We start from the raw sequence: 25,639 nt of genomic DNA, 5'->3' as shown, positions 1-25,639 counted from the left end.
GTTTAGTTTGTAGGTGTAGATTGTGCTTTAGGTACGTCTTGCACCGGTAATCTTTCATCTCTTTCTTTTGCTTCCTGCTTCATTTGCTTCCGCATCCTCCGCTCCTCTCTTGAGCGCAGGCGGAATATCTCTTTGAAGCGGTTATAATCAGTAGTAAGGGTAAAGCCCACGCCTGTTTCAACCACCTGGCCTTGTATCACAATATATTCGTTGCGCCTGTAGGCCCGTAGTGTATAGCGCCCGTCTTTACTCAATTTATAATTGACACCCACATCGCCCGCTATGTTGGATGACTTTTGTCCCGGCTGGTTTTGCCCTTCCAGGTTAAAGTTGTTGCCTACGGTAAACGTCAGCCGGTCATTCAGGAATCGCTTGGACAATCCTACATTTAAATCCGTCCGATTTTGCGCTGTGCCTGTTGAGTAATCCTCGCCCGAAGTAAGATTAAAATTCACATCTACCCCGGCAATCAGGTTACCTGCAATTTTATTCAACTGATCTGAAAGTAAACTGCTCACACTGTTACGTACGGCGCCTTCTACGCCACCGCCGCCGCCCTGGCTCTGGAAGATATTATCTCCGATAAAGTGGCCCAGTACCAATACGCCCAGCACCTGCTTGTTCAACTCATTGGTATCGCGCCTGATTTGATCCAAGCGGGTATTCACCGTATTGATGACCTCAGTAGGTACGGTATAATTACTGTCGGGCAGGGTGATGCCAAAACTGATGCGAGGCGTTAATAACTGATTACGCAAATTCAGATTCACGTTAAATGGCAGCTTTTGTTTGTATACCGTTAAATCTGCTGCACCCAGTTGATTGCTTACCAAATCAATCGGCGGAATATTGGCCACATAAATGGCAGTCAAATCAATGTTCGCGCTGGTAGGGTCTCCTGTCCAAGTAATGGTGCTGCCGGGTTTGAAATCAAACCTGCGGTTTACTGTAGCGTATGATAACTGGTATGAACCCTGGTTAACTACATAGGTACCGGTCAGGTTGGTTTTACCGCTTGGGTCGATACCGCCTTGCAAATTAGCCTCACCTTTAATATGTACCACATCGCCATTGCGCTCATCAATCACGATGTTGAAGTTGGCATTCTTATTAATCTTCACCGTCATGTTCACATCCATGCCGGTTACCTCAGTTTGCTTCAATGAATCCAATCGCTTGGCCATTAAGATGGAATCAAGCTTCGGTGCATCCTGGTCAATATCCTCAACTACCCCCTTACGGTCCTCCACACTTGGATCGGTAGTAGGAAGTACAATGGTGAGATTGGTATTGTCATTTACGGTTAAGGTACCATCTACCACTGGTTTATTTAAATCACCCCGGACTCTTATACGACTATCTAAATATAGCTGACCATAATACAGGTGGTTATCAGCTTGGGTAGAATTCATGGCCCTGAAGTTGTCCATGCGTAAATCCAGCCCGAAGCGAAAATCAGTAAACGTTTTTGTATATAAAGTACCGCTCAGTATGGCTTTATTTCCGGTAGAATCTACCAGGGTAAAATCGTTAAATACAATACCATCATTATTGAAGGTGATGCTTTCATTCGGCATGGTAAAGTACGAGTTGAGCATGGCCACGTTAAAGGCAACCTTATTAAAATTAACATCGCCCCGCACAGCCGGTGCCGATGGCGTACCTGTGATTTTCAACGCACCCGTAATGTTACCGCTTGCATTTTTCAGGTTGCCAAAGCTAAAGCCTTCAATGCTCTTCATGCTTAGGTTAACAATATTCAGGTTCATGTCCATACGGCTATCGGCCGTATAGTATAAGCCTGTTAAATCTACCTGATTGCCTTTACCTGTAATGCTTACATTGGCGGCATACGCACCGGCAGTTTGGTTATTTACTTTAATGGCGATGTTACCAACGGTATCGCCTTTAAAGCTGAAATCGCTTACATTCATATTGGCGGTAAACAGCGGTGTGGTTTGCACGTTGCTTACGTTGGCTGTACCGTTAATAGTACCACCTACCTGTAATGAATCCTGCTGAGCCAGGCGGGTTAAAGTTTCTATCTTAAAGTTATCGAACCTTACATCCAGCGGTGCATTCGGCGTTTGCGGGTTACTGTTGATGCTCAACACCTGGTTGCTGTTGGTAATAGCAAAATTGTGTGCCAGTATACCCTTGTTACCGTACTGAAAGAAGTTATCGGCATTAACTGCCCATGGCGTATAATCCAGCAATAAACCATTTTGCAGGAAGCTGAACTGGTAAGCATTGGGCACCACATTAAACACCCCTGCTATACGATAGCGTTCCTTTTTAGAGGCATCCCGCACCTGCAGGCTAATGTTCAGTTTATTGTTTTGCGCAGCCCCTGAAATGCTTGGGTATAAAATTTTGATACTTGGCCCGGTGCTGATCTGGTCGAAGGTTAAGGCGTAGTTCAGGGCGTTGTTTCCGGTGTTGATGTTCAGTTTACCGTTATCTACTACGTTAGTACCGTAAATAATACGTGGCATGGTTCCGTTCACTACCAACTCACCAGATGTACTGTTGAAACGGCCATTGATATTAATGGGATCCAGTTGTTTTAAATCGGGAGCAAACTGTGTAACCAGCGGTGTTTTAACTACGCGCAAATCAAAATTAAACTGCTGTGGCGAGTATTTGCCCGGTTTAGCAGCCGGACCTGCAGCCAAAGCGGTATTAAAATATTTATTTACCACATCCTGCATAGCTGTACCAATTTCTGTCAGCTTGTATTTGCCGCCTAAATGTGCGCTGGCAAATGGTGTCTTTAAACGTAAAGAACTGCTATCGGCATTAGCGGTCGACACCAGGCTTACCGTATCTATAGCAATACGCTGGGTACCGCTGGCATAAAGCAATTCGGTAGCCAACACATTGGCATTTAAATAATCCGGATCAGCAGTAGGCACATCGGCCACAATTTTACCATGCAGGCGCATATCGGTAGTAGTGAAATGCAAGCGTTGCAGGTTAATGCTATCCAGCAGTATATTGGCTTTTACTGACGGATACTTGCGGTTCATATTAGCCGTAGCGTCCAGATTGAAATTAATATTAGGATCAGCCATGCGGGCGTTTACTGCGTACTGCCCGTTGGTAGCCGTACCACGCATTACCAGGTTACGGTATAAATACCCCTTCACATAAGCACTGCTTACATTGCCGCTAAAGCGCAAACTGGCATGTTTGGGATCTAAACCCTTGCCCTGCACTTTTAAGGCGGCAGTTACCCGGCCTACCATTTGCGGCTGCTTAATTAAAGCACCTACATTTAAGCCGCTGGTACGCACATCAGCATTATATACTGCAGCATTTTTATTAGTGCTCATGATGTTTTTGGCACTGGCTACCGCAGTCATATTACCCAAACTGGAACGTAAGTTGAGGCGGGTATTAAAATCATTCATGCGCCCTTTCAACGTTCCTTTCAGGTTCAACTGCTCGGGAATGGTGATGTTTGACGGAATAGAACCGGCCGGCGCTACGCTATAAATATCGCGGCGGTTGATGTTAAAGTCGGCGATGTTAACATCAAAATACGCTTTGTTTACATCAGGCAATCCTTTCAATACAGCTGATGCTTTAATGTGTGTAGCTGTTAACCCGCTGATTTCAACATTAGGGATATTGAGGTTATTCACCGCGCCTATAATACGGCCATTTACCCTTAGCTTGCCATTGGGCATCCGGTTAAAAGGCGGCATGCTGGCCATAGTTGGCATAATCAGCAGTACATCTTTTAACCCCAATACAGTACCATCTAAATTGGCATTAACGCGCAAAGCGCCAATATTTTTACTCAAGCTTTCGATGGAAGGATAACTCACCTGCAACTGGCGCTGAATGGTAGACTGTGGCGTTTGCAGCAGCAAATCATTCAGGTAAGCATTATGCGGCCCATAGAAAAAGTTAGTGTGGAACTGTTTAACGGCCAAACCGCTTTTATCACTAAAGGTTAGCGATTTAATTTTACCCGAAATGGTATCCGGGTTATAGCTTAAATCTTCCAGTTCAGTGTTCAGGCCTTTGATGTCCATGTGACCGTAATCCAGCCCGCGGCGGATAGGGGCCTGTGCGTCATTGTCAAACTTTACATCATCATTCTGAAACTGCAGTTTAGCTAAAGTGACGGCCCAGCCTTTTGCCTGGGTTTTTGATACCAGTGTATCTATCTTTTTAACCGTTTGTTCTACTGCTTTTTGTACAGTTTGAGGCTTAGCTAACCGAAGCGCTGCCTTGGTATTATTCAAAGCAATGCTTTTGATGGCAACTTTTTGATTCTTCAGATCGATGTCATCCATTTCCACCGTAAACTGGCCTAAGTTTACCTTAGTAGCCATTTCGTTGCTGCGGTAGTTAACACGCACTTTTGATACATCAATGGTACCTAAATCAAGCGTTAAATTTAATGGTGTAGTTGCGGTGTCTACCGTTGCGGCCTGCTTAATAGATGAACCTGAAGGTGTTTGAATTACCACTGCATCCACATCCGACAGATTGATTTTGGGGATGCTGAACTTCATCTTATCCAGATCGAAATTTTTGATACGGGTATCAAAGTGGCCCAGTAAAAATTTAACGTCGTTGCCGGTAGTTAAATCCTTGTAAGAAATATTAATACGATCAAGTATAATTTTATCAAGTGCAAATTTTAAAGTAGAAGTCGTGTCAGTAGGCTTAGGCTCCTTTTTCTGTTCACTGCTAAAGGCCTTAATAATATAATCGAAATTGAATGTGCTGTCGCGGTCGCGGCTTACTTTGGCTGTAATACCTTGTAAGTTAATTTCATTGATCTGTACCTTGCTTTTCAACAGGGCAAGCATATCAATATCAACTTTCAGTTTATCGCCGGCAATTAAAGTGTCCTTTTTTTGATCCTCAAAATAAACATCCTCCAGCACCAGCATTTTAGGAATACCTAAGGTAATATGGCCTATTTCAACTTTGGTGTGAATCTTGTTTTGTAAAAAAGTTACTGCTTTATCTTTGGCAAAGTTCTGCACAGCGGGTACCTGTATCAAAACCACTACAAGTATCACCAAAAAGATGACACTCGCTATTATCCAAAGAATAGTTTTTAGCGCTATACGTCCAAATCGTTCCAAATTAGTAGATTTTCGAAGGTGAAGATTGTTATTCCCTTAAGTAGTACAATAAGTGTGCAAACCTGACCAGCCGGTCATTGCCATTGAACTATACAGGAGTAGTCAATTGATAAAGCAACAACTTTAAAAGCGGGTTGTTTTCAGGAAGGGAAATGTGTGGAAAACCTAAAAATGTTAGGCTGGATTGTATTCCAGTATAGTGATGGGTTTATGTAGTGCCTCTTCTTAGTTTAACACATAAATATTGCTTTGTGGCTGAAGAGCATACATTTATATATATAAGCAAAAGAGGTGCCTTATCGGGCACCTCTTTCGTTTAATCAGATTAGTTTACAGAGCCTTTTCTCTTAATCCAACCTATTTCTTTACAAAATTCACCTGGTATAGCTTAGGCCATTTTTTGCCGGTGATGAACAAGCGCTTGCCTTCGGCATCCCAGGCTATCCCGTTGAGCACATCAATATTTTCCCCATCAGCATGACGGTCATCTTCAGGATATAACGTTGCTAAATTCACCCGCCTCACTACTGCACCGTTTTTAGGGTCAACCACTACAATGGTGTCCGTTTGCCAAATATTGACGTAAAACAGGCCATCAACTAATTCGATTTCATTCAGGTTATTGACCGGGCCTTTATCATCATATACATCAATCTCCCCTTCTTTTTGGTAAGTGTCCTTGTTAAGTATGACTATTTGATTGGTACCCGTAGTTGTAGTGTATAGCTTCTTGCCATCGTTACATAAGCCCCATCCTTCGGCACCGGCCTGATATGGGAAGGTACTCAACTTTTTGAATGTTTTGGCATCGTACACAAAGCCAACATGATCTTTATAAGTTAGCTGAATCAGCTTGCCATCAATCAGAGTAATGCCTTCATTAAAAATCTTTGGGTCACCATCCAGCTTTTGCACTGCTTTACCTGTGTTAATATCCACTTTACGCAAGCTGGATAAGCCTGTGCCGTCTGTAGGCGTACCACCGTCACTCTCGTACAAATAGCCATCATGATACTCCAGCCCTTCGGTAAAGGAAGTGGTATCATGCGGAAAAGATTTTACTACCTGGTAGGTATATTCTTCGGGTGCTTTAGCGGCCAGCAGTACGATATTAGTGCTTACTTCCTGGGGTTTGCCACCTTCATACAGTTTGGCCGTAATGGTTTTCAGCCCTGTCATGTAACCATCCGTTTTCAGGGTAATGGTAGCCGAGTCTTTGCCGGAAGCCACCCGGGCAGAGTCGGCAAAGTAAACTACCGAATCCACCTTCATGCTTGAAGGATAGCTTACCTTCACCTGTACCGGCTGCCCCAGGGGATAAGTGGTACCTGCATCGGGGCTGATGAAAATCTGGGTGCTTACGTCGGGATTATTTTTGCAACTGCCGGCCAGCGCAATGGCGGCCAACGCATAAATGAATTGCTTTTTCATGAATTGTATTACAGGGCTAACGGCCAAAAGGCATCTTTAATATGGCTTAAAGTAAACTCTTTTTGTGCGTTAAACAAAATGGCAATAATATCAAAGCGTATCTCGCCCTCAAAAGCGGTTTGATACACATACTCGTTGGCAGCCATGGCCAGCAGCTTTTGCTTACGGGCATCCACAAAATCCTCGGGCTCGCCGTAGCGGTTACCGCTACGTGTTTTTACTTCTACAAATATCAGCTGGTTTTGGTGGCGGGCAATAAGGTCAACCTCGGCTTTGCGATAAGTCCAGTTTTGAGTAATGATTTCATAGCCTCCCTGCAGCAAATGAGCCTTGGCCAGCTCCTCGCCCCTGCGGCCCAGTTCGAGGTGCTGCGCCATTATTTGATGATGACCGAACCCAGGTAATCGGTGATGGTCTTTTCTATCTTTTTCATGTGCAAGTACTGGCTCATCAATATTTCCTGGTCCTCGGCCGACTCAGATTGTTGTAAGGCCAGGCGTATGCCTTCTAGTATTTTACCTACTTTTTGCTTTTTGAGGTGGAAGATAGCACCCAGTATAGTGCCCTTCATGTTCTGCTGCTCATCGTGCACTATAATTTTGTGCATTTCGTACCAATTATCGCTCAGCACGTACTTGGTAGAAATCAGGTCGACGGCCAGATCTACAATTGCCCGGTCTTCGCTATGGATAAACTCCTGCTCTTCGGGCAGGTTACCGTTTTCTACTTCGGTTTTGTACAGCTCCACAAAGCGCTTACATACATCGTGCTCAAATTCCACATCGCTCAACTCGGCGATGATGAAGGGGCCGATATAGGTGTTGGCAATGCCATCCCAATCTATAATGCGGTTGCCATAACATAACAGTAGGCGTACAATTTCTCGCTCCTGCGGCAAGCCATCATTTGAAGGTTTTGTCTGCGGCTCAGTAATCAGCTGGTCGGGCGGCCCTGCAACATCTTCGGGCAGCAAGTTAGGTTGCTGGTTATTCTTTTTGGCCTTGCTGAGGCGCATCTTGTTCAGCTCGCTCAGCAAAATGCGCTCGTCTATCTGCAATTGCTGGCTGCACTCGCGGATGAATACCGAAGCTTTAATGGAATCGGGCACCTTGGCAATGCTTTCCACAATTTCGCGTATCACCTCTGCCTTACGGATAGGGTCACTTCCGGCTTCTTTTAATAAGATGCCGGTTTTATATAAAATGAAATCTTTTTTATTTTGGTCGATGTAGGTTTTAAACGCATTGCTGCCTACCTGCCGCACATAAGAATCCGGGTCGTGCCCATCCGGGAATAATACCACTTTTACATTGAGGCCTTCTTCTAAAATCAAATCCAGCCCACGCAGCGAGGCTTTGATACCTGCCGCATCGCCATCATACAGAATGGTGATATTTTTAGTGAAGCGGCCAATCAGCCTGATTTGCTCAACGGTTAATGATGTACCTGATGAGGCCACCACATTTTCAATACCGGCTTGATGCACCGAAAGCACATCAGCATAACCTTCTACCAGGTAACAATTATCTTCATCGCGTATGGCTTTCTTGGCAAAAAACAGGCCATATAGTACATTGGATTTATGATAGATTTCCGACTCGGGCGAGTTAACATATTTGGGTACCGATTTTTCGGTTTTCAAGGTACGCCCGCCGAAGGCAATTACCCGACCGGTAAAGCCGTGGATAGGGAACATAACCCGGCCCCGGTAACGGTCATACATCGAGCCGTTGTCGCGTTTTACCGAGAGGCCGCTTTCTTCCAGAAACTCTGCTTGATAACCTTCTTTAATCGCTTGCGAGGTAAAAGCCTCCCATTGATCAGGCGAGTAACCAAGCTCGAATTTTTTAATAATTTCGGTACTGAAGCCACGTTCTTTGAAATAGCTTAAACCAATGCGTTTGCCTTCATCGGTTTCTAATAAACTATGCTGAAAAAATTTAGCCGCGTAATTGGAAACAATCATCAGGCTTTCGCGACGGTTCTCTTCCTCGCGGTTCTCGGGCTTGTCGTTTAGCTCTTCAACCTCAATATTGTACTTTTTGGCCAGCCATTTCAAAGCTTCAGGGTAACTGAACTTTTCATGCTCCATCAAAAAAGTAACCGCCGAACCGCCTTTGCCCGAGGAAAAATCTTTGAAAATACCTTTGGCCGGAGATACGGTGAACGAAGGCGTTTTCTCGTTGGCAAAGGGCGACAGCCCGATATAGTTGGCACCACGCTTTTTAAGCTGCACAAACTCCCCTATCACTTCCACTACATCAGTGGCCTCCATTATGCGGTCTATCGTGGGCTTCGTTATCATTCGTTTAGCAAAGCTAATCAATGCCTTTTTATCATTAACTAAGTTAATCAATAAGGGTTGAAAATCAAGGTGGATAATTTTCAACAGGTTATTAACATTTGTGATTAGTTGTGTTTTTGCTAGGTGCTAGTTTGGGTTTGTGCTGTTATGAATGTTAGTTTACTTTTTGCTTGATCAAAAAGTAACAAAAAATCAAGGCAGAAACAATCCTTCCCCGCACAAGTCCAACGCATGGCCCGGGCGGCTTCTGCCAGCCCACCGCGCCTGGGCGAAGAGGTATTCCCTCAAGCACGTCATTGCGAGTAACGAAGCAATCTCTCTGCGCCTGATTAAGGCAAAGCGCAGAAAGATTGCTTCGTTCCTCGCAATGACGTGATGGTGATGCGTGTACGTTGCTTGTTCTTTCATAATCCCTGTTTCTTGGCTCTTGGTTCTTGGCTCTTGATTCTCTTCCTTCTCTGTCAGCCCCTCAGCTTTAGGCGAAAGGCGGGCAGCACTCGCTGGCCTTGTGCGCAGGAAGAGGCCTTTTAGTGTTTGCACTACCACTCATTAAAGCACAAGCCGCACATACGCAAACACTAAACAGCCTGTGGTGCTGACCGCCTTTGCAGGGCTGGCCCCGTGCGGCAAAAAAGCCTAAGCGGGATCGACTTGATTTTTTGTTACTTTTTGATCAAGCAAAAAGTAAACGAACAATCATAAAGCACGAACCCAACCGGCGAATAGCACCAAAAACCAAACTACAATACATCAAAACTCCTACCCATTCAACAACTTCAACACCTCTACTTTATCTTTTCCCAACTGCTCAGTTAAAGCTTCCAGCGAAGTGAACTTTACATCGTGGCGAACGAAATAATGGAAATGAAGGCGGACAGTTTGGTTGTAAATTTCCTGATTGAAACTAAAAATGTTTACCTCAATGTTACGGGTCATGCCGTTGATGGTAGGGCGATGGCCGATATAAGCCATACCTTGATATGTTTGACTTTCAATGGTAACGGTAACTGCAAATATCCCATCGGCGGGGATAATTTTGTATGTTTCCTCTACCTGCAGGTTGGCCGTAGGGTAACCTAATTGTCGGCCAATCTGGTCGCCGCGAATTACCTTGCCGGTAATAAAAAAAGGATAGCCTAAAAATGCATTAGCTGCTTCAATATTTGATTTGAGTAATGCTTCGCGGATACGGGTTGAACTGATAGCAACTTCGTTGATATCCTGCTCTGGTATTTCATCAACCGTAAAATTATACACGGGGGCTGCGGCCTGCAACTGAGCGAGGCCACCCTGGCGGTCTTTACCAAAACGGTGATCATACCCAATTACCAGTGTTTTGGCGCCTATTTTTTCTACCAGTACTTCGCGGATATAATCTTCGGCCTGCTGGTTTGAAAAATCGCGTGAGAAGGGTGTAATAATTAAATGGTCAATGCCGGCCTGCGCTAACAGCTCGGCCCGCTCGTTGATGGTATTGATCAGCTTCAGATGTTCATCCTCCGGGTGAAGAATCATGCGCGGATGCGGAAAAAAGGTTAACAACACGGTTTCTCCTCCGGTAGCTGCCGCCCGTTGTTTCAGGTCGGCAACAATTTTACGGTGCCCAATGTGCACCCCATCAAAAGTACCAATGGTAACTACGGCATTCCTGACCGGCTTAAACTCATCCAGATGATGATAGATTTTCATAGCAGATAATTAAGGCTAACCTTAAAGCGCAAAAATAGTTTATTTCTCTACTCCGGGTTCAACTTTTAACTCGCGGATGATATTCACCAGTTCCATCACTTCCCAAGCATTTTCTACCTTAAACTCGCCGCTCCGGGTACGGCGCAGGCGCGACAGGTAAGCCCCATTATTCAGCGCCTTACCAAAATCATGCGCCAAGGAACGGATATAGGTTCCCTTGCTGCACACAATACGGAAATCAATTTCAGGTAATTCGATACGGGTAAGTTCAAACTCGCGTACGGTTACATTACGGGGGCGCAATTCCACCTCCTCGCCCCTGCGGGCTTTTTCGTACAAACGCTCGCCATTAACCTTAACGGCTGAATGCGGCGGCGGAAATTGCTGAATATCGCCTACAAATGGTTCAATAGCGGAGAGGATCTGCTCTTCGGTTAAATTGCTGATGTCAAAGTGCTGGTCGGGCTCGGTTTCCATATCATAAGAGGGTGTGGTGGCCCCTAATGTAATGGTTCCGGTGTATTCCTTTTCCTGTGCCTGAAAGGTGTCTATTTGTTTGGTAAGCTTACCGGTACAAACAATGAGCAAACCGGTGGCCAGGGGGTCTAACGTACCGGCATGGCCCACTTTTAGTTTAAGCGGCTTAAAGGCGTTTCGCACTTTGCCTACAATGTCGAAACTGGTCCAGCGGTAGGGTTTGTTAATCAGCAGCAGTTGCCCTTCGGCAAAGTCTTGTATGGATGTAAATGGCGTACTCAATTAAATCAATTAAGCCGCAAAGGTAATGAATGCAACCCATTTAGCTGCCTGTGGCAGCGAAGCTGATTATATTAAACAACAACATCAAAAAAGAAAGCCTGTGCTTTTTGCAAGCACAGGCTGATGAGTGTATTTTTCAGAAGCTTAAATCATTTGCAGATTATGACCGCTTACATATAAAATGATGATAGCGCCCCCCAACAGGATACGATACCAACCGAACAGCTGAAAACCGCGACGCTCCAGAAAAGTAATAAAAGTTTTGATAGCCAGTAAAGCAACAACAAATGCAATCACGTTGCCCACAGCCAGCATTTTAATTTCCTCGCCGGTAAATTTGTGCCCTTCTTTATAAAAGTCTAACAGCTTTTTAGCGGTAGCTGCAAACATGGTAGGTACGGCCAAAAAGAATGAAAACTCGGCAGCAGCTTTGCGGCTTAGCTTTTGCGACATACCGCCCACAATGGTAGCTGCCGAACGTGACACGCCGGGAATCATGGCGATACACTGGAAAAAGCCGATTTTTAAAGCGGTTAAATAATCTACTTTCTTCTCTTCCTTAACCGTTGCAGTATTAAACCATTTATCAACAAACAACAGAATAATACCGCCAACAAACAAAGTGATGCCCACTGTTAAAGCGCTTTCCAGCAGTTGATCAATTTTTTTACTGAATAGCAGACCAAATATGGCAGCAGGAATAAAGGCAACAATCAGTTTCAGATAAAAATCAACCGATTGGAAAAATCTTTTAAAGTATAGTACTACCACCGAAAGGATAGCGCCTAATTGAATAGCTACTGTAAACAGCTTTACAAAATCATTACTGGCTATGCCCATGGCCGATGAAGCAATAACCATGTGCCCGGTAGATGATACCGGCAAAAACTCTGTCAGGCCTTCAATAATGGCCAGAATGATGACATGAAATAAACTCATATTTTAGCGTCGGCAGGCTTTTTAAGGATGGCGTAAAAACCCATGGCAAAGCCGGCTAAAACCACAATAGGCGCTACTACAATTTTGGTATTGCTGTAGATATCGGTGGTGCCGCTCATTAATATAAAGCCAAGCGTTACCAATGCAATAGCAACAGTCAGTAGTTGGTAATTAGTTTTGGTAAATACAAAAGTTACCGGCTGCTGCGGCTCTGCTGCCGCTTTTGGTGTATAACGGCCGCCGGTGGTTACCGGGCGGGTTGGCTTATTAAATTGTTGTGCCATATGTTTATCGGTATAAATCGTAAATTTTTAAACGTAAAAAGCGGTTCACTGCAAAAATGGTACTGAAGGCCGAGATAAAAATACCCAGGCCAATAACCAGCAGAAACACAATGCCAAACTCTATAGGGCTTTGTAGTATGACCAAATCAGGTATTTCCTGAACAGCAAAGTATAGCATACCCATTAATATAACTATGGCAATTAATGCACCCAATATGCCATGCCAGATGCCGTACAGTAAAAACGGCTTGCGGATAAACCCTTTAGTAGCACCCACCAGTTGCATAGATTTAATCAGAAAACGCTGCGAATAAATAGCCAGCCTGATGGTATTGTTAATGAGCGCTACAGAAACTACCGCCCATATACCTGCAAACACCAGTATAATTAAACTGATTTTACCAAGATTTTTATTCATGGTATCTACCAGCGACTGTTGGTATTTCACCTCTTGCACCAGGGGGTTTTTCAATAATTCGGCACTGAACTTACTTAAATCTGCATTGTTGGCATAGTCGGCTTTGATGTATACATCAATAGATTGCGACAGTGGATTAACGCCCAGAAAGCGCACAAAATCTTCGCCTAAGTCTTTTTGCAAATTGCGGGCGGCCAGCTCTTTACTTACGTACTGGCTCTGCTTTACATATTTGTTGGTTTCCAGTTGCTTTTGCAGTTGCAGCACATCGGTTTCGCGCGCGCTTTCATCCACAAACACGTTCACCACCATATTTTCCTTAATATAACGCGACAGGTTATTGGCATGTACCAGTATCAGGCCCAACAAGCCCAACATCAGCAGCACCATGGCAATACCAAATACGGTAGAAATATAAATGGTTTTGGTTTTCTTGGCGGCTGTACTTGCTTCAAATTCTTCCATACGTTGCTAATGAATTGCGAAAATAGCAAACACAGCCTAAAGGTAAAATTAAAAACGTTTTTATCGGCAACGCCACAGCTAATTTAACAGAAATTAACTTTTTGCGGTAATATGGATGTATTGCTTAAACTTGATTTTTAACTTTGGTTATATAAAGTTGATGGGAAGGTATAAAATTGAAGTGCTTTTAAAGTTTGATAGTTGATTTATGCTTTGATTATTTTGGGCGTTGCCTTCGGCCCGGGCTATTCGCTGCAAGTCCTCGCTAACGTTGCGGGCTTTCCGCTGCTATCCCTAACGCAAGAATGCCTGACCTGGAATTTATAGAATTGACAGAATGAACAGAATTTTAAAGTATGAATTAAAAGCAGTATTAACAACTGCCACCACGAACCGCCCATACCTTAAGCTATGTGGCCTTGGCTTTTTCGGTAACCATTACCGGCCGCCCAAGCACTGCACATCTCAAAGAAAAAGACGCAGCCACGAGTTTTTCTTTGGTTACTTTCTTTTTGCGGAAAAAAGAAAGTAACATCCACTGACGCTCATAAATTACAACCAAGTCATAATGAAACACAACCTCACTAACGCTCACACATCAAACTTAATCCACCCCTCACCTTCATGCCCGAAAATGAATTGCTTGGGGTAAATCATTTCAGCTAAAATTTCAACCGCATCTACCACACGCGGGCCGGGGCGGTTGAAGTAGTGATTGCCGTCGGCAATGTAAAGGCGTTTGTTCTTTACCGCTTTCAGGCCGGCAAAGCCGGGGAGTTGCAGCAGGATATTCATTTCTTTTAAGGTACGCCCGATAGAAAACCCGCAGGGCATTACCACAATTACTTCCGGGTCGGCCAGTTGCAAATCCACCCACTCTATATAAGGCGAATGTTTACCAGCCGAAGCCAGCACAGGGGTACCGCCGGCAATCTGCACCATTTCAGGTATCCAGTTGCCGGATATCATCAGTGGCTCCAGCCATTCTATACAAGCTACTGTGGGCTTGTTTTCCATGAACTTCAGCTTATGGCGCACAATATCCAGGCGCTCCTCCATTGCTTCAATCAAACTATCAGCCTGCGGCTTCACCTGCAGAGCATTGGCTACCTCAACAATATTTGCCAGTACCTCGTTAAGTGAGTTGGGTTGCAGTGAAATTATAGATGCCGGTTTTTCCAGGTAGTTATCCAGCGCCTGCTCCACCTCGGGCAGTGATACGGCACATACCTCGCATTGCGCCTGGGTAATCACTACATCGGGCTGCAAGGCCTTTACCTCCTCGCGCTTTACCGAGTACACCGACAAAGCATCCTGCAGCATTTCCTTTACTTTATGGTCAATGGCAGCGCTGCTCAACCCGTCAGGAATGTGCGCCTCGGTGCATACCGGCAGTGCCTTTACACTTTCTGGGTAATCACACTCGTGCGAGCGGCCCACCAGTTGGCTTTCCAAACCAAGGGCACATACAATTTCGGTGGCAGCGGGCAGCAGAGAAATAATGCGTTGAACGGACATCGTTAAAATTTTTGTGCAAATTAAACCTAATTTCAGGGTAGCTTAAACATCAAATGTCACTTAAAACTCAAAAAGCTACTTATTTTTGAAGCCATGATCGTGCTTACTTTCTTTGTGGGGCTCATCGCCAATTTTATCGGCTACATTCCGCCCGGCAATATCAACCTTACCTTAACCCAGCTCACCATTAACCGGGGCATGAACCAGGCCATGCGTTTCATTATCGCCTTTTCATCAGTTGAGTTCTTTTTTACCTTTTTTGTAATGCACGCCGCCCGCTGGCTTTCACAGCAGGCGCACGTAAGTACCATTATTGATTGGGTGATGATTGTGATGTTCAGTACCCTCGGCACCATTACCTGGCTCAACCGCAACAAGCCGCCTAAAGCCGAATACTCCAGCCAGGAAAGTGTGCGTTATGGTATTCTGTTAGGTTTTTTAAACCCTATGCAAATCCCCTTCTGGATGATTGCTGGCACCTATGTAATTTCCCATAACTGGATACTGGCCGGCCATGTAGCCCTCATTATATTTAGTTTAGGTTCGGCTGCCGGTGCTTTTTTATGCTTGCTGGCTTATGCCAAATCAGCCGTATACATTCAGCAAAAATTTGCTTTAAGCACTAAGGTCATTAATATCAGTATCGCTGTATTATTTTTTGGCTTTGCGGCTTACCACATCATCAAACAGTTATATTTGCTCCTCAATCATTCCTGACGTTACACTTGAAGCGTATAATTACCGGTTTACTGGCTATTCATTTCCTGCTGGGTAATATACTGTTACCTAAAGGCGATTTCGCGCTGTTAGCCGATATTCCAGGTATGTATCAACAGTACATGAACATTGATGACCCGCAAGATATCGGTATTGCCGATTTTGTGGTGGATTACCTGCTGAACGGAGAAGCTATATTTGGTGCTGATACTTACAAGGGCTGCCCTATCCCCTATGCTTCCGTGCAGTTTCAACATGCCGCCAATCCATTAAACTTTATTTTACAGTCGGCTACCCTGTCCGCCATTAAACCACAGTTTGTACTGCGCAGATACCATATTCAAAATGACTCGCTGCCTGATTTGGGCTACAGCAACGAATTTTTCCGTCCTCCGGTTACTGCCTGATCTTCCCTTTCCTTTTTTAAAAATCACACTTATTGCTAACCGGATTTTGAACGGATAGCAGCCCTGCCTATGGGTTTGCCTGAAAGGCTGTGCAGCTGCGCCCGGAAAACTCTGCTAAAACCCATTACATGAAATATTTTTTATGGCTGCTGCTATTGGTAGGTAATACCGCCATGGCACAGCATCAATTGCATATGCTGGTGCAAGACAGCACCACCCATGAACCTATGCCCGGCGTAACCGCCGCTATTAAAAACACTACCAACGGTACAAGTACTGATGCCCAGGGACGGGCACTGCTCACGCACATACCCGCAGGCAATCAGGTACTGGTGTTTAGCTTTATCGGCTATCATACACTATCCGTCCCGCTTACATTCCCGTTAACAGATACTTCACAGGTACTGACGGTTAATTTGAAATCTTTATCTACCGAAATTAATGAGGTGGTTATTTCTTCTACCCGCACCAACTCGCGCATTGAGGATTTACCCATGAAGGTTGAAGTATTGGGCCAGGAAGAAATGGAGGAAGAGAACCAGATAAAACCGGGGAACGTGGCCAGTATCCTGGGAGATTTGTCGGTGATCCACGTGCAGCAAACATCGGCCACTACAGGTAACACTACTATACGCATGCAGGGTCTGGATGGCCGGTATACGCAGTTACTGCGTGATGGCCTGCCCCTGTTCGATGGCTTTTCGGGCAACTTTGGGGTACTTTCTATTCCGCCGTTAGATTTAAAGCAAATTGAAATTGTAAAAGGATCATCATCTACCCTATACGGAGGCGGGGCCATTGCAGGTATTATCAATTTCATTTCCAAAGCGCCTGCTACCGAGCGTGAACTTTCTTTTACACTTAACCATTCAACCCTGAAAGAAAACAACCTCAACAGTTATTTTGCACAGCGCTGGGGGAAACTGGGTTTTACCATGCTCGCACAACAAACCCTGCAAAACCCGGTTGACGTGAATAAAGATGGCTTTGCTGATGTGCCCAAGCTGAATTCTACCATCATTCATCCGCGCCTGTTTTATTACATCAATACGCACTCGCAACTGGATGCCGGGTATGCTTATACCTATGAAGACCGCCGTGGCGGCGATATGCAGGTACTGAACAACCAGGCCGATGCCCTGCACACCTACCTCGAAAAAAACATATCGAACAGGCACACTGCCGATGTACATTACCGTAATGATATTGATACGGCTAACCGGCTTACCATTAAAGGCAGTGTAAGCAACTACCGGCTCATCAACCAGGACGACGGTTTTAATTTTAAAGGCAACCAGCTTTTGAGCTATGTTGAGGCATCCGATTATATCAGAGCTTCTGGTAATGATATTGTGATGGGTATTAATTACACCGGCGAATACTTTCACAAGTTACCCTCAGACCCTACCCCCCTCACCGATTATACTTACCACACGCTTGGTGCCTTTGCCCAGGATGGCTGGCACATTACCAACAAATTACTGGCCGAAGGTGGCCTCCGGGCCGATCACCATAACCGTTATGGCTGGTTCGTGCTGCCCCGTATTGCGTTGCTATATAAACCCCTAAGCAATTTATCGGTGCGCTTAAGCAGTGGCTTGGGGTACAAAGCTCCTAATATTTTTATACCCGAAACCCTGGCAGGCAGCTATAGCAACCTGGTACCGGCCAGTCCGGATTTAAAGAGCGAACGCTCCGTTGGTGTTAATTTCGATGCCAACTACCACCTTCAATTCAGTGACGAGGCTACGCTCGATATTGACCAGGCCCTATACTATACCCGCATCAATAATCCTTTAATTCCTATCATCAATGCTAACAATACCGTATCGCTTGATAACGCAGCCTATCGTATCAATTCAGCAGGTACAGATACTTATATCAGGCTTAAGGTTGATGAACTGGAGTTGTACTTCGGGTATAACCATACCGTATCAAAAGAAGCGCGTAGTAATCAAACGGTGTATTTGCCATTCAGCCCCCAAAACAAGTTCTCAACTACCATTGCTTACGAAATTGAAGGGCAGTGGCGCTTCGGTATTGAAGGCAGCCTGGAAACCAATCAGTACATCTATAATAACCAGCGGGTACGCAATTTCCCATTCCTAGCAGCTATGGTTGAGCGGAAATTTGGCGGCCATGTAAGCTTGGTGGTCAACTGCGAAAACATTAACGATTTCAGGCAATCCCGCTACGAAAGCTTGTACACCGGCACCATTGCACACCCGGTGTTCCGCCCGATATGGGCTCCTATTGACGGCCGTGTATTCAATGTAGCGTTAAGAGTTAAAATATAATTTTCACACCATACACAAATTAGGGCTACATATATTCCTTAATGGTGTATTTCTATAGCCGGAATTTGTAACTTTGTTATTTTACATTCTATCTATGTCAACCCAAATTACCGATCATACTCACTTTCAGCCTTTAGTTGAAGCCTCCCCTATGCCTACCGCAATATACAGTGGAGCTGATATGATAATCAGCGTGGCCAACGAAGCCATGTTGAATTTATGGGGAAAAAAAGCATCTGTTATCGGCAAGACACTGCGCGAAGCTTTACCGGAGTTAGATGGTCAGCCTTTTCATGATTTGCTGGCACAAGTATATACCACCGGTGAACCATATGTTGCAAAAGAAGGCCGTGCCGATTTGGTAGTAGACGGGCGCCTGCAAAGCTTTTACTTTACATTTACCTACAAACCTTTAAAGAATGCCGAAGGCCAAACCGAGGCGATTATCAATACAGCTGCCGATGTTACCGAATTGGTATTAAGCCGTGCCCGCATACGCGAAACCGAAGAGCGCATGTCATTCGCGCTACAGTCGGCCGGTATGGGCACCTGGGATTTAAACCTCGAAACTAACGAAGTAATTTGGGATGACCGCTGCAAAGAACTTTACGGTTTCTCGAAAGAAGATAGAGTGCCCTATCAGCAGGTGCTGAAATATATGCACACAGCCGATGTGGAGCGTGTAAACCGGGCAGTAGCTTATGCCCTCACCCCGGCCTCCGGTGGTGTATATGATATAAAATTCAGAACCCTGGGTGCTGATGATGGTAAAATACGCTGGCTGCATTGCAAAGGCAATGCTTATTTTAATGCCGATGGCCAGCCTTACCGCTTTGCCGGTACTGCACTTGATGTTACCTCAGAGGCGGGTGCCCGCAGGCGCGAACTGCAATTACTGAGCCTGGTAGAGCGCAATGCCGACCACATGTCAATTGCCGATATGGAAGGCAATCTGATTTATATGAATGCGGCAGCCCGTACCATATTAGGTGTAGATGAGCACGAAGATGTTACCCACTATACCGCACAGGATTTTTACCAGCCGCAGGAATTTAAACGGGTACAGCAAGGGGTGATTCCGCAAATTGACAGTGAAAAGGGCTGGCAGGGTGTAATCCACCTTATGAACCGCAAAACGCATGATGTGATTCCATGTCAGGTAAACTATATACTCATTAAAGATCCGCAAACCGGCGAGGTGATTGGCCGGGGCGCTACCGCGCGCGATTTGCGGCCCGAACTGAAAGCCAAAGCCGAACTGCAGCGCCTGGCTACACTGATTGACGTGAGTGAAGATTTTTGCAATTATTGCGACATCAACGGCAATACCCTTTATTTAAACGAATCGGGCCGGGAACTGATTGGCTTAACAGAAGAGCAATATTATGGTAAGCAGCTGTATGAATACCACTCAGATGCATCCAACCGTTTAATTGCTGATGAGTTGATACCGCAACTGTTGAAAACCGGTAGGTGGTCGGGCCCGCTGGAACTGGTACACCAGGTTACCGGTGAAATCATTCCGATTCATAAACAAATGTTTATGGTACGCGAAGAGATTACCAACGAGCCGGTGGCCATTGCCGGCATTGCCCGCGATTTACGCCCTGAGCTGAACGCCCGCAAAGCCCTGGATGTTAAAAATGCCGAACTTAGCGCCCTGGTAACCGAAATGGCTTTTATGGCCGATTCGGTTCCGGTAATTGTATGGACGAGTACTCCAGACGGGCACATAGATTATGTAAACGAGCGCTGGAACCAGCTTAGCGCCATTAGCATTGATAATAGCTTAGGCACCAACTGGACTGATGTAATCCACCCTGATGACCGGCAAAACGCCTGGGATGCCTGGCAGCATTCCATCACCACAGGTGTACCTTTTCAAACCGAATACCGCTGCCTCGAAAAATCGGGCAACTACCGCTGGTACCTGGTACAGGCCCTGCCCCTGCGTGATAGTGAAGGCCGTATTTTAAAATGGTATGGTACCAATACCGATATACAGGAGCAAAAAGAACTGGCCCGCCAGAAAGACAACTTTTTGGGCGTAGCCAGCCACGAGCTTAAAACGCCGGTAACCAGTATTAAAGCTTACGCACAGGTAATGGAAACCCTGTTCACCCGCTCGGGCGATACCCGTAATGCGGCCATTGTGGCCAAAATGGATAAACAGCTGAACCGCCTTACCAGCCTCATTGGCGATTTGCTGGATGTAACCAAAATTAACACCGGACGGCTGGAGTTCCATTACTCGCATTATGATTTTAACCAGATGCTGGAGGAGGTGGTAGAAAGTGTACAGCTCACCACCGAGAAGCACGCTATTCAAAAACAATTTAAGTTTCACCGCCAGATGCAGGGCGACCGTGAGCGCATCAGCCAGGTAATTACCAACCTGCTTACCAATGCCATCAAATACTCGCCAGATGCCAACCGGATTGTTATTTATACCGAAGACCACGGGCACGAGGTACAGCTTTGCGTGCAGGATTTTGGCATCGGCATCAGCCAGGATAAAAAAGACCGCGTTTTTGAACAATTTTACCGGGTAAGCGGCAGCAAAGAGCATACGTTTCCGGGTCTGGGCCTGGGCTTGTACATCTCGTCGGAGATTGTAAAACGCATGGGGGGCAAAATATGGGTCAACTCAGTTGAAGGCAAAGGTTCTACATTTTGCTTTGCAATCCCGGTGGAGGCACCTGTAGCTTAAAACATTTTAAAATTTCACTGTTAATATTGTTCAGTATACAAAATATGATTAAAGCCGATACTAAAACCATTTTACTGGCAGATGATGATGAAGCAATTGTAGATGCTACCGTACTGATGTTTGAAGTAATGGGTTACGAGGTGGTACATACCATTCAGGGTAACAACGTACCCGAAATGGCGATAACAAAGCAACCTGATATTGTTGTACTGGACATTTGGATGTCGGGGATTGACGGCCGCGATATATGCCGGCAGATCAAAGCCCATCCTGACACTCGGCACATCCCGGTACTCATGATCTCGGCCAGCCGCCACATTGGCGGCTCTGCCCTCGAGGCCGGCGCTGATGGCTTTGTAGAGAAGCCTTTCGAAATGAATACCCTGTTGGATAAAGTGGAAGAACTACTGAGAGATTAACCCCACCAGTTATCTGCTTTTACGTCAACCAAAATCTTTTCTGCATTATTACTGATAACGCTAACATCACTGTACATATCAACTTTGTGTAACGCCTTTGTATTGGATATTAGTAGCGCACTGCAGGTAATTGTAAAACTACCGTATTAAACTTTACAGACAAGCTTTTCCATCCCCCGATGCCAGGCAGACGTTTAATGCAGTCAATATCAGTAACGCGGATGCTTGCGTGATTGTACTCCGAAAGCGCTTATCATCCACAAGTAATGTGTATAAATAATTGCCTTAAAAGAAACCTAATCCGCCCGTAATTTGGTAAATTTGTGTACTCCCTGTTAACCTTATAACAGGCGAAACTGATTAGATTATGCCCGATTTTTCACACCTGCACGTACATACCCAGTTCTCTTTACTCGACGGTGCCGCCGACATTTCCAAGCTTTATAAAAAAGCTGCTGCCGACGGCATGAAAGCCCTGGCCATTACTGACCATGGCAACATGTTCGGCGTGTTTAAATTTGTGGCCGAAGCTGGCAAGCACAATGTGAAACCTATTGTGGGCTGCGAATTTTACGTGGTGGAAGACCGCCATAAAAAGCAGTTTACCAAGGAGAAAAAAGACGTAAGGCACCACCAGTTGCTGATTGCCAAAAATGCTGAAGGCTACCGCAACCTCATCAAACTATGTTCTTACGGCTACATGGAAGGCTTATACAGCAAGTGGCCCCGTATTGATAAAGAACTGATTTTAAAACATCATAAAGGCTTAATTGCCACCAGTTGCTGTATTGGGGCTTCGGTGCCGCAGGCCATTTTAAAGAAAAGCGAGCAGGAAGCCGAGCAGGAATTTAAATGGTGGCTGGATTTATTCGGTGAAGATTATTACATCGAGCTGCAGCGCCATGAGATACCGGAGCAAACCATCATCAACAATACGCTGATGAAGTATGCAAAGAAGCATAACGTGAAGGTGATCTGTTCCAACGACTCTCATTATGTAGACCAGCAGGACTCTAATGCCCACGATATTTTATTGTGCGTAAATACCGGCGATATGCAGAGTACCCCTATTGCTACCGATGAGGAAGGCGGCAAGGGCTATCGCTTTGGTTTCCCGAACGACCAGTTTTACTTTAAAACGCAGGCCGAAATGGCCCAGCTGTTTCATGATATACCCGAATCATTAGATAACACCAATGAGATTGTAGACAAGGTAGATGTATTGAAGCTGAAGCGCGATATCATGCTGCCCAACTTCCCTATCCCGCCGGAGTTTAAGATTCACGACGGTCCCGAAGCCGATGTATTGAACCAGTGGGAATATCTGAAGGACATGACCTTCAGGGGCGCCAAAGAACGCTATGTGGATATTGATGCATCTACGGAAGAGCGTATCAACTTTGAGTTATTTACCATCAAAACCATGGGTTTTGCGGGTTACTTCCTCATTGTGGCCGACTTCATTAAGGCCGGGCGCGATTTGGGCGTGTTTATTGGCCCGGGCCGTGGTTCGGCGGCGGGTTCAGTGGTCGCTTATTGTATTGGTATTACTAATATCGACCCCATTAAGTATAATTTACTGTTTGAGAGGTTTTTGAACCCCGACCGTAAATCCATGCCCGATATTGATACCGACTTTGACGACGAAGGCCGCCAGAAGGTAATTGATTACGTGGTAGATAAGTATGGCAAAAACCAGGTTGCCCAGATTGTAACCTACGGCTCTATGGCCGCCCGCACCAGTATACAGGATGTGGGCCGGGTACTGGATATGCCGCTATCCGAAGTAGCCATGATGAAAAAGCTGGTACCCGAAACTTTGGGTATCAACCTGAAAACGGCTATTGAGCAGGTACCCGAACTTCAGGAGATTTACAAAAGCAATGACCTGCGCGGTACCGTATTACGCGAAGCTGAAAAATTGGAAGGCTCGGTGCGTAATACCGGCGTGCACGCTGCGGGTATCATTATCGCCCCTGACGACCTCACCAATATTGTTCCGGTAGCTACCGCAAAAGACTCCGATTTGCTGGTCACCCAGTTTGACGGCCGGGTAATTGAAGATGCAGGCGTAATCAAGATGGACTTTTTGGGCTTGAAAACCCTTACCATTATCAAAAACGCACTGGCGCTGATTAAGCAAAACCACGGGGTTGAGATAGATATTGATACCATTCCGCTGGATGACCAGGAAACTTACGAACTATACCAGCGTGGCGATACCAACGGTACCTTCCAGTTTGAAAGTGATGGCATGCAGATGTACCTGCGCGACCTGAAGCCGGATAAGTTTGAGGATTTGATCGCCATGAACGCCCTGTATCGCCCGGGCCCGCTGGAGTATATCCCGAACTTTATCAAGCGTAAGCATGGTTTGGAACCCATTACCTATGATTTGCCCGAAATGGAAGAGTACCTAAGCGAAAGCTATGGTATTACGGTTTACCAGGAGCAGGTGATGTTGCTGTCGCAAAAGTTGGCCGGCTTTAGCAAAGGCGATGCCGACGTATTGCGTAAGGCCATGGGTAAAAAGCAAATCGACATCCTGAACAAGATGGAGAAGCAGTTTATGGATGGCGCCGTAGCTAAAGGCCACCCTAAAGATAAACTAACCAAAATCTGGAATGACTGGAAAGCATTTGCTCAATATGCGTTCAATAAATCGCACTCCACCTGCTACGCCTTTGTGGCTTATCAAACCGCTTGGTTAAAGGCCCACTACCCCTCTGAGTACATGGCAGCGGTATTGAACAACCAGAACAGTATTGACAAAATTTCTTTCTTTATGGAAGAAACCCGCCGCATGGGCATCGAGGTAAAAGGCCCTGACGTAAACGAATCGTTCTGGTCTTTCGGTGTAAACAAAAAGGGTGAGGTACGCTTTGGGTTTTCGGGCGTAAAAGGTATTGGCGAAAAAGCCATTGAGAGTATTATTGAAGAACGTAATGCCAACGGGCCTTACAAAAGTATTTATGATTTTGCCCAGCGCAGCAACGGCCGCGCCGTAAATAAAAAGGCTTATGAAAACCTGGTATATAGCGGTGCTTTTGACAGCTTTGGTATCAACCGTGCGCGCTTCTTTGCCAAAACTGAAAATGGCTTACTGAGCGGCATCGAGCGATTAACCAAATACTCTAACGATTATCAAAATACACAAAGCAGCTCACAGGCCTCATTATTTGGCGGAACGGTAGCCGCTTACATTCCTGAACCCTCGTTACCGGAATGCGATGAATGGCCGTTGATTGAGAAGCTGAAATATGAGAAAGATGTGATCGGCATTTATTTAACCGGCCATCCGCTGGATAATTATAAGCTGGAACTCGAGCGTTATTGCCAGAACAAGGTATCAGACCTGAAACTGCTGGTAAAAATGCGCAATGGGGAGGCCGATGATGAATTGACCGAGCGCTTTAACCACCTGCGCCGGCAAGGCGAACTCACCATTGGCGGCTTAATGGCTAATGTGCAGCACAAAACCACCAAAATGGGCAAGCCGTTTGGAACCTTCGTAATCGAAGACTATAATGACTCCTACGAGTTTGCGCTGTTTGGCGATGATTATATTAAATTTCGTAATTTGCTAATTGAGGGTTGCTTCATTAGGGTAAAGGGCCTGGTGGAAGAAAAGTACCGCCAGCAAAACAACTGGGATTTGCGCATCAGCAATATTGAGCTATTATCAGAGATGCGCGACAAGATGACTAAAGCCTTGGTAGTGCCCCTAAGCCTGAACATGATTACCGATAAGTTACTGGCCGAGTTGAGCGATATTTTGGAAACCAACCAAACCAAGTATCCGGTAAAAAACTGTATGCTGAAATTTAAAGTAATTGATAACGAAGCTTTTGATAACAAAGATCACATCAGCACCGATTTATCTGCTAAAGATATCCGCGTGAATCCGAGTGATGACTTATTAGAGGCGGTGTATCAGTTGACCAATATTCAGCCATTGTTGAAATAAGGGCAAAACATATAGTAGTAAATCATTAGGTTAAAGCCAGTTAAAACTGCCATTGCGAGGAGGGACGACGTGGCAATCGCTTGCTATAAAGGGGCGCACATACCTCTGAGCGGTTGCCACGCTATCGCTTGCCATAACAAAACTATTTCCATTACGTCATTGCGAGGTACGAAGCAATCTCTGTATAACTATTCACGATAGGA

At 45.4% G+C, this 25,639-nt stretch carries 16 protein-coding genes; 6 read left to right on the top strand and 10 right to left on the bottom strand.

All coding sequences use genetic code 11. The annotated features are described in order from the left end of the window. Positions 1–2 precede the first annotated feature (2 nt). The 10 genes from ACYVNW_RS18320 to ACYVNW_RS18275 all read right to left on the bottom strand — a co-directional run bounded on the left by ACYVNW_RS18320 (position 3) and on the right by ACYVNW_RS18275 (position 14,919). Complete coding sequence (locus ACYVNW_RS18320) at positions 3–5,111, bottom strand: translocation/assembly module TamB domain-containing protein (RefSeq protein ID WP_460681363.1); 5,109 nt, start codon at positions 5,109–5,111, stop codon at positions 3–5. Positions 5,112–5,468: 357 nt separating this feature from the next. Continuing rightward, positions 5,469–6,542: a glutaminyl-peptide cyclotransferase gene (locus ACYVNW_RS18315; protein ID WP_460681362.1), complete on the bottom strand. Its 1,074-nt coding sequence runs from the start codon at positions 6,540–6,542 to the stop codon at positions 5,469–5,471. 8 nt (positions 6,543–6,550) lie between these two features. Then, a complete protein-coding gene (locus ACYVNW_RS18310; protein WP_460681361.1) occupies positions 6,551–6,919 on the bottom strand; it encodes a YraN family protein in 369 nt (122 codons plus the stop codon). Continuing rightward, positions 6,919–8,847, bottom strand: a complete 1,929-nt coding sequence (gene dnaG, locus ACYVNW_RS18305; RefSeq protein ID WP_460681360.1) for a DNA primase — start codon at positions 8,845–8,847, stop codon at positions 6,919–6,921. The genes ACYVNW_RS18310 and dnaG overlap by 1 nt, the downstream gene beginning before the upstream one ends. A 759-nt stretch (positions 8,848–9,606) precedes the next feature. Continuing rightward, entirely contained in the window at positions 9,607–10,536 is a 930-nt protein-coding gene (locus ACYVNW_RS18300; RefSeq protein ID WP_460681359.1) for a bifunctional riboflavin kinase/FAD synthetase, read from the bottom strand. 39 nt (positions 10,537–10,575) lie between these two features. After that, the gene (truB, locus tag ACYVNW_RS18295) at positions 10,576–11,295 is read right to left on the bottom strand and encodes a tRNA pseudouridine(55) synthase TruB (RefSeq protein ID WP_460681358.1); all 720 of its coding nucleotides are present in this window, start codon (positions 11,293–11,295) and stop codon (positions 10,576–10,578) included. A gap of 144 nt (positions 11,296–11,439) precedes the next feature. Beyond that, positions 11,440–12,234 (bottom strand): undecaprenyl-diphosphate phosphatase, encoded by a 795-nt coding sequence (locus ACYVNW_RS18290; protein ID WP_460681357.1) that lies wholly within the window; start codon positions 12,232–12,234, stop codon positions 11,440–11,442. Then, positions 12,231–12,518 (bottom strand): DUF3098 domain-containing protein, encoded by a 288-nt coding sequence (locus ACYVNW_RS18285; RefSeq protein WP_460681356.1) that lies wholly within the window; start codon positions 12,516–12,518, stop codon positions 12,231–12,233. Before ACYVNW_RS18285 ends, ACYVNW_RS18290 begins: the two co-directional genes overlap by 4 nt. A gap of 4 nt (positions 12,519–12,522) precedes the next feature. After that, complete coding sequence (locus ACYVNW_RS18280; RefSeq protein ID WP_460681355.1) at positions 12,523–13,401, bottom strand: cell division protein FtsX; 879 nt, start codon at positions 13,399–13,401, stop codon at positions 12,523–12,525. Positions 13,402–13,992: 591 nt separating this feature from the next. Then, positions 13,993–14,919, bottom strand: coding sequence for a cobalamin-binding protein (locus ACYVNW_RS18275; protein ID WP_460681354.1), 927 nt, complete (start codon positions 14,917–14,919; stop codon positions 13,993–13,995). Positions 14,920–15,012: 93 nt separating this feature from the next. On the opposite strand from ACYVNW_RS18275, the gene ACYVNW_RS18270 reads away from it, so the two are divergent. The 6 genes from ACYVNW_RS18270 to dnaE all read left to right on the top strand — a co-directional run bounded on the left by ACYVNW_RS18270 (position 15,013) and on the right by dnaE (position 25,436). Beyond that, on the top strand, positions 15,013–15,636 hold the full coding sequence (locus tag ACYVNW_RS18270; protein ID WP_460681353.1) for a LysE family transporter: 624 nt from the start codon (positions 15,013–15,015) through the stop codon (positions 15,634–15,636). Positions 15,637–15,644: 8 nt separating this feature from the next. Then, positions 15,645–16,043, top strand: coding sequence for a hypothetical protein (locus tag ACYVNW_RS18265; RefSeq protein ID WP_460681352.1), 399 nt, complete (start codon positions 15,645–15,647; stop codon positions 16,041–16,043). 128 nt (positions 16,044–16,171) lie between these two features. Beyond that, the gene (locus ACYVNW_RS18260; RefSeq protein ID WP_460681351.1) at positions 16,172–18,340 is read left to right on the top strand and encodes a TonB-dependent receptor; all 2,169 of its coding nucleotides are present in this window, start codon (positions 16,172–16,174) and stop codon (positions 18,338–18,340) included. Between the two features lie 94 nt (positions 18,341–18,434). Further along, entirely contained in the window at positions 18,435–21,050 is a 2,616-nt protein-coding gene (locus ACYVNW_RS18255) for a PAS domain-containing protein (RefSeq protein ID WP_460681350.1), read from the top strand. Between the two features lie 44 nt (positions 21,051–21,094). Further along, positions 21,095–21,469, top strand: coding sequence for a response regulator (locus ACYVNW_RS18250; protein ID WP_460681349.1), 375 nt, complete (start codon positions 21,095–21,097; stop codon positions 21,467–21,469). Between the two features lie 367 nt (positions 21,470–21,836). Next, positions 21,837–25,436, top strand: coding sequence for a DNA polymerase III subunit alpha (gene dnaE / locus ACYVNW_RS18245; protein ID WP_460681348.1), 3,600 nt, complete (start codon positions 21,837–21,839; stop codon positions 25,434–25,436). Positions 25,437–25,639 lie beyond the last annotated feature (203 nt).

Source organism: Mucilaginibacter koreensis, assembly GCF_054783355.1.
Note: the sequence above shows the minus strand (reverse complement) of the source record. Positions and strands in the feature narration are given on the sequence as shown.

What these genes read in the sequence shown, in the direction of transcription:
- ACYVNW_RS18270 (WP_460681353.1), top strand. Translation starts at nt 15,013, where the DNA reads ATGATCGTGCTTACTTTCTTTGTGGGGCTCATCGCCAATTTTATCGGC.
- ACYVNW_RS18255 (WP_460681350.1), top strand. Translation starts at nt 18,435, where the DNA reads ATGTCAACCCAAATTACCGATCATACTCACTTTCAGCCTTTAGTTGAA.
- dnaE (WP_460681348.1), top strand. Translation starts at nt 21,837, where the DNA reads ATGCCCGATTTTTCACACCTGCACGTACATACCCAGTTCTCTTTACTC.
- ACYVNW_RS18315 (WP_460681362.1), bottom strand. Translation starts at nt 6,542, where the DNA reads ATGAAAAAGCAATTCATTTATGCGTTGGCCGCCATTGCGCTGGCCGGC.
- ACYVNW_RS18300 (WP_460681359.1), bottom strand. Translation starts at nt 10,536, where the DNA reads ATGAAAATCTATCATCATCTGGATGAGTTTAAGCCGGTCAGGAATGCC.
- dnaG (WP_460681360.1), bottom strand. Translation starts at nt 8,847, where the DNA reads ATGATAACGAAGCCCACGATAGACCGCATAATGGAGGCCACTGATGTA.
- ACYVNW_RS18250 (WP_460681349.1), top strand. Translation starts at nt 21,095, where the DNA reads ATGATTAAAGCCGATACTAAAACCATTTTACTGGCAGATGATGATGAA.
- ACYVNW_RS18280 (WP_460681355.1), bottom strand. Translation starts at nt 13,401, where the DNA reads ATGGAAGAATTTGAAGCAAGTACAGCCGCCAAGAAAACCAAAACCATT.
- ACYVNW_RS18260 (WP_460681351.1), top strand. Translation starts at nt 16,172, where the DNA reads ATGAAATATTTTTTATGGCTGCTGCTATTGGTAGGTAATACCGCCATG.
- ACYVNW_RS18290 (WP_460681357.1), bottom strand. Translation starts at nt 12,234, where the DNA reads ATGAGTTTATTTCATGTCATCATTCTGGCCATTATTGAAGGCCTGACA.
- ACYVNW_RS18275 (WP_460681354.1), bottom strand. Translation starts at nt 14,919, where the DNA reads ATGTCCGTTCAACGCATTATTTCTCTGCTGCCCGCTGCCACCGAAATT.
- ACYVNW_RS18310 (WP_460681361.1), bottom strand. Translation starts at nt 6,919, where the DNA reads ATGGCGCAGCACCTCGAACTGGGCCGCAGGGGCGAGGAGCTGGCCAAG.
- ACYVNW_RS18285 (WP_460681356.1), bottom strand. Translation starts at nt 12,518, where the DNA reads ATGGCACAACAATTTAATAAGCCAACCCGCCCGGTAACCACCGGCGGC.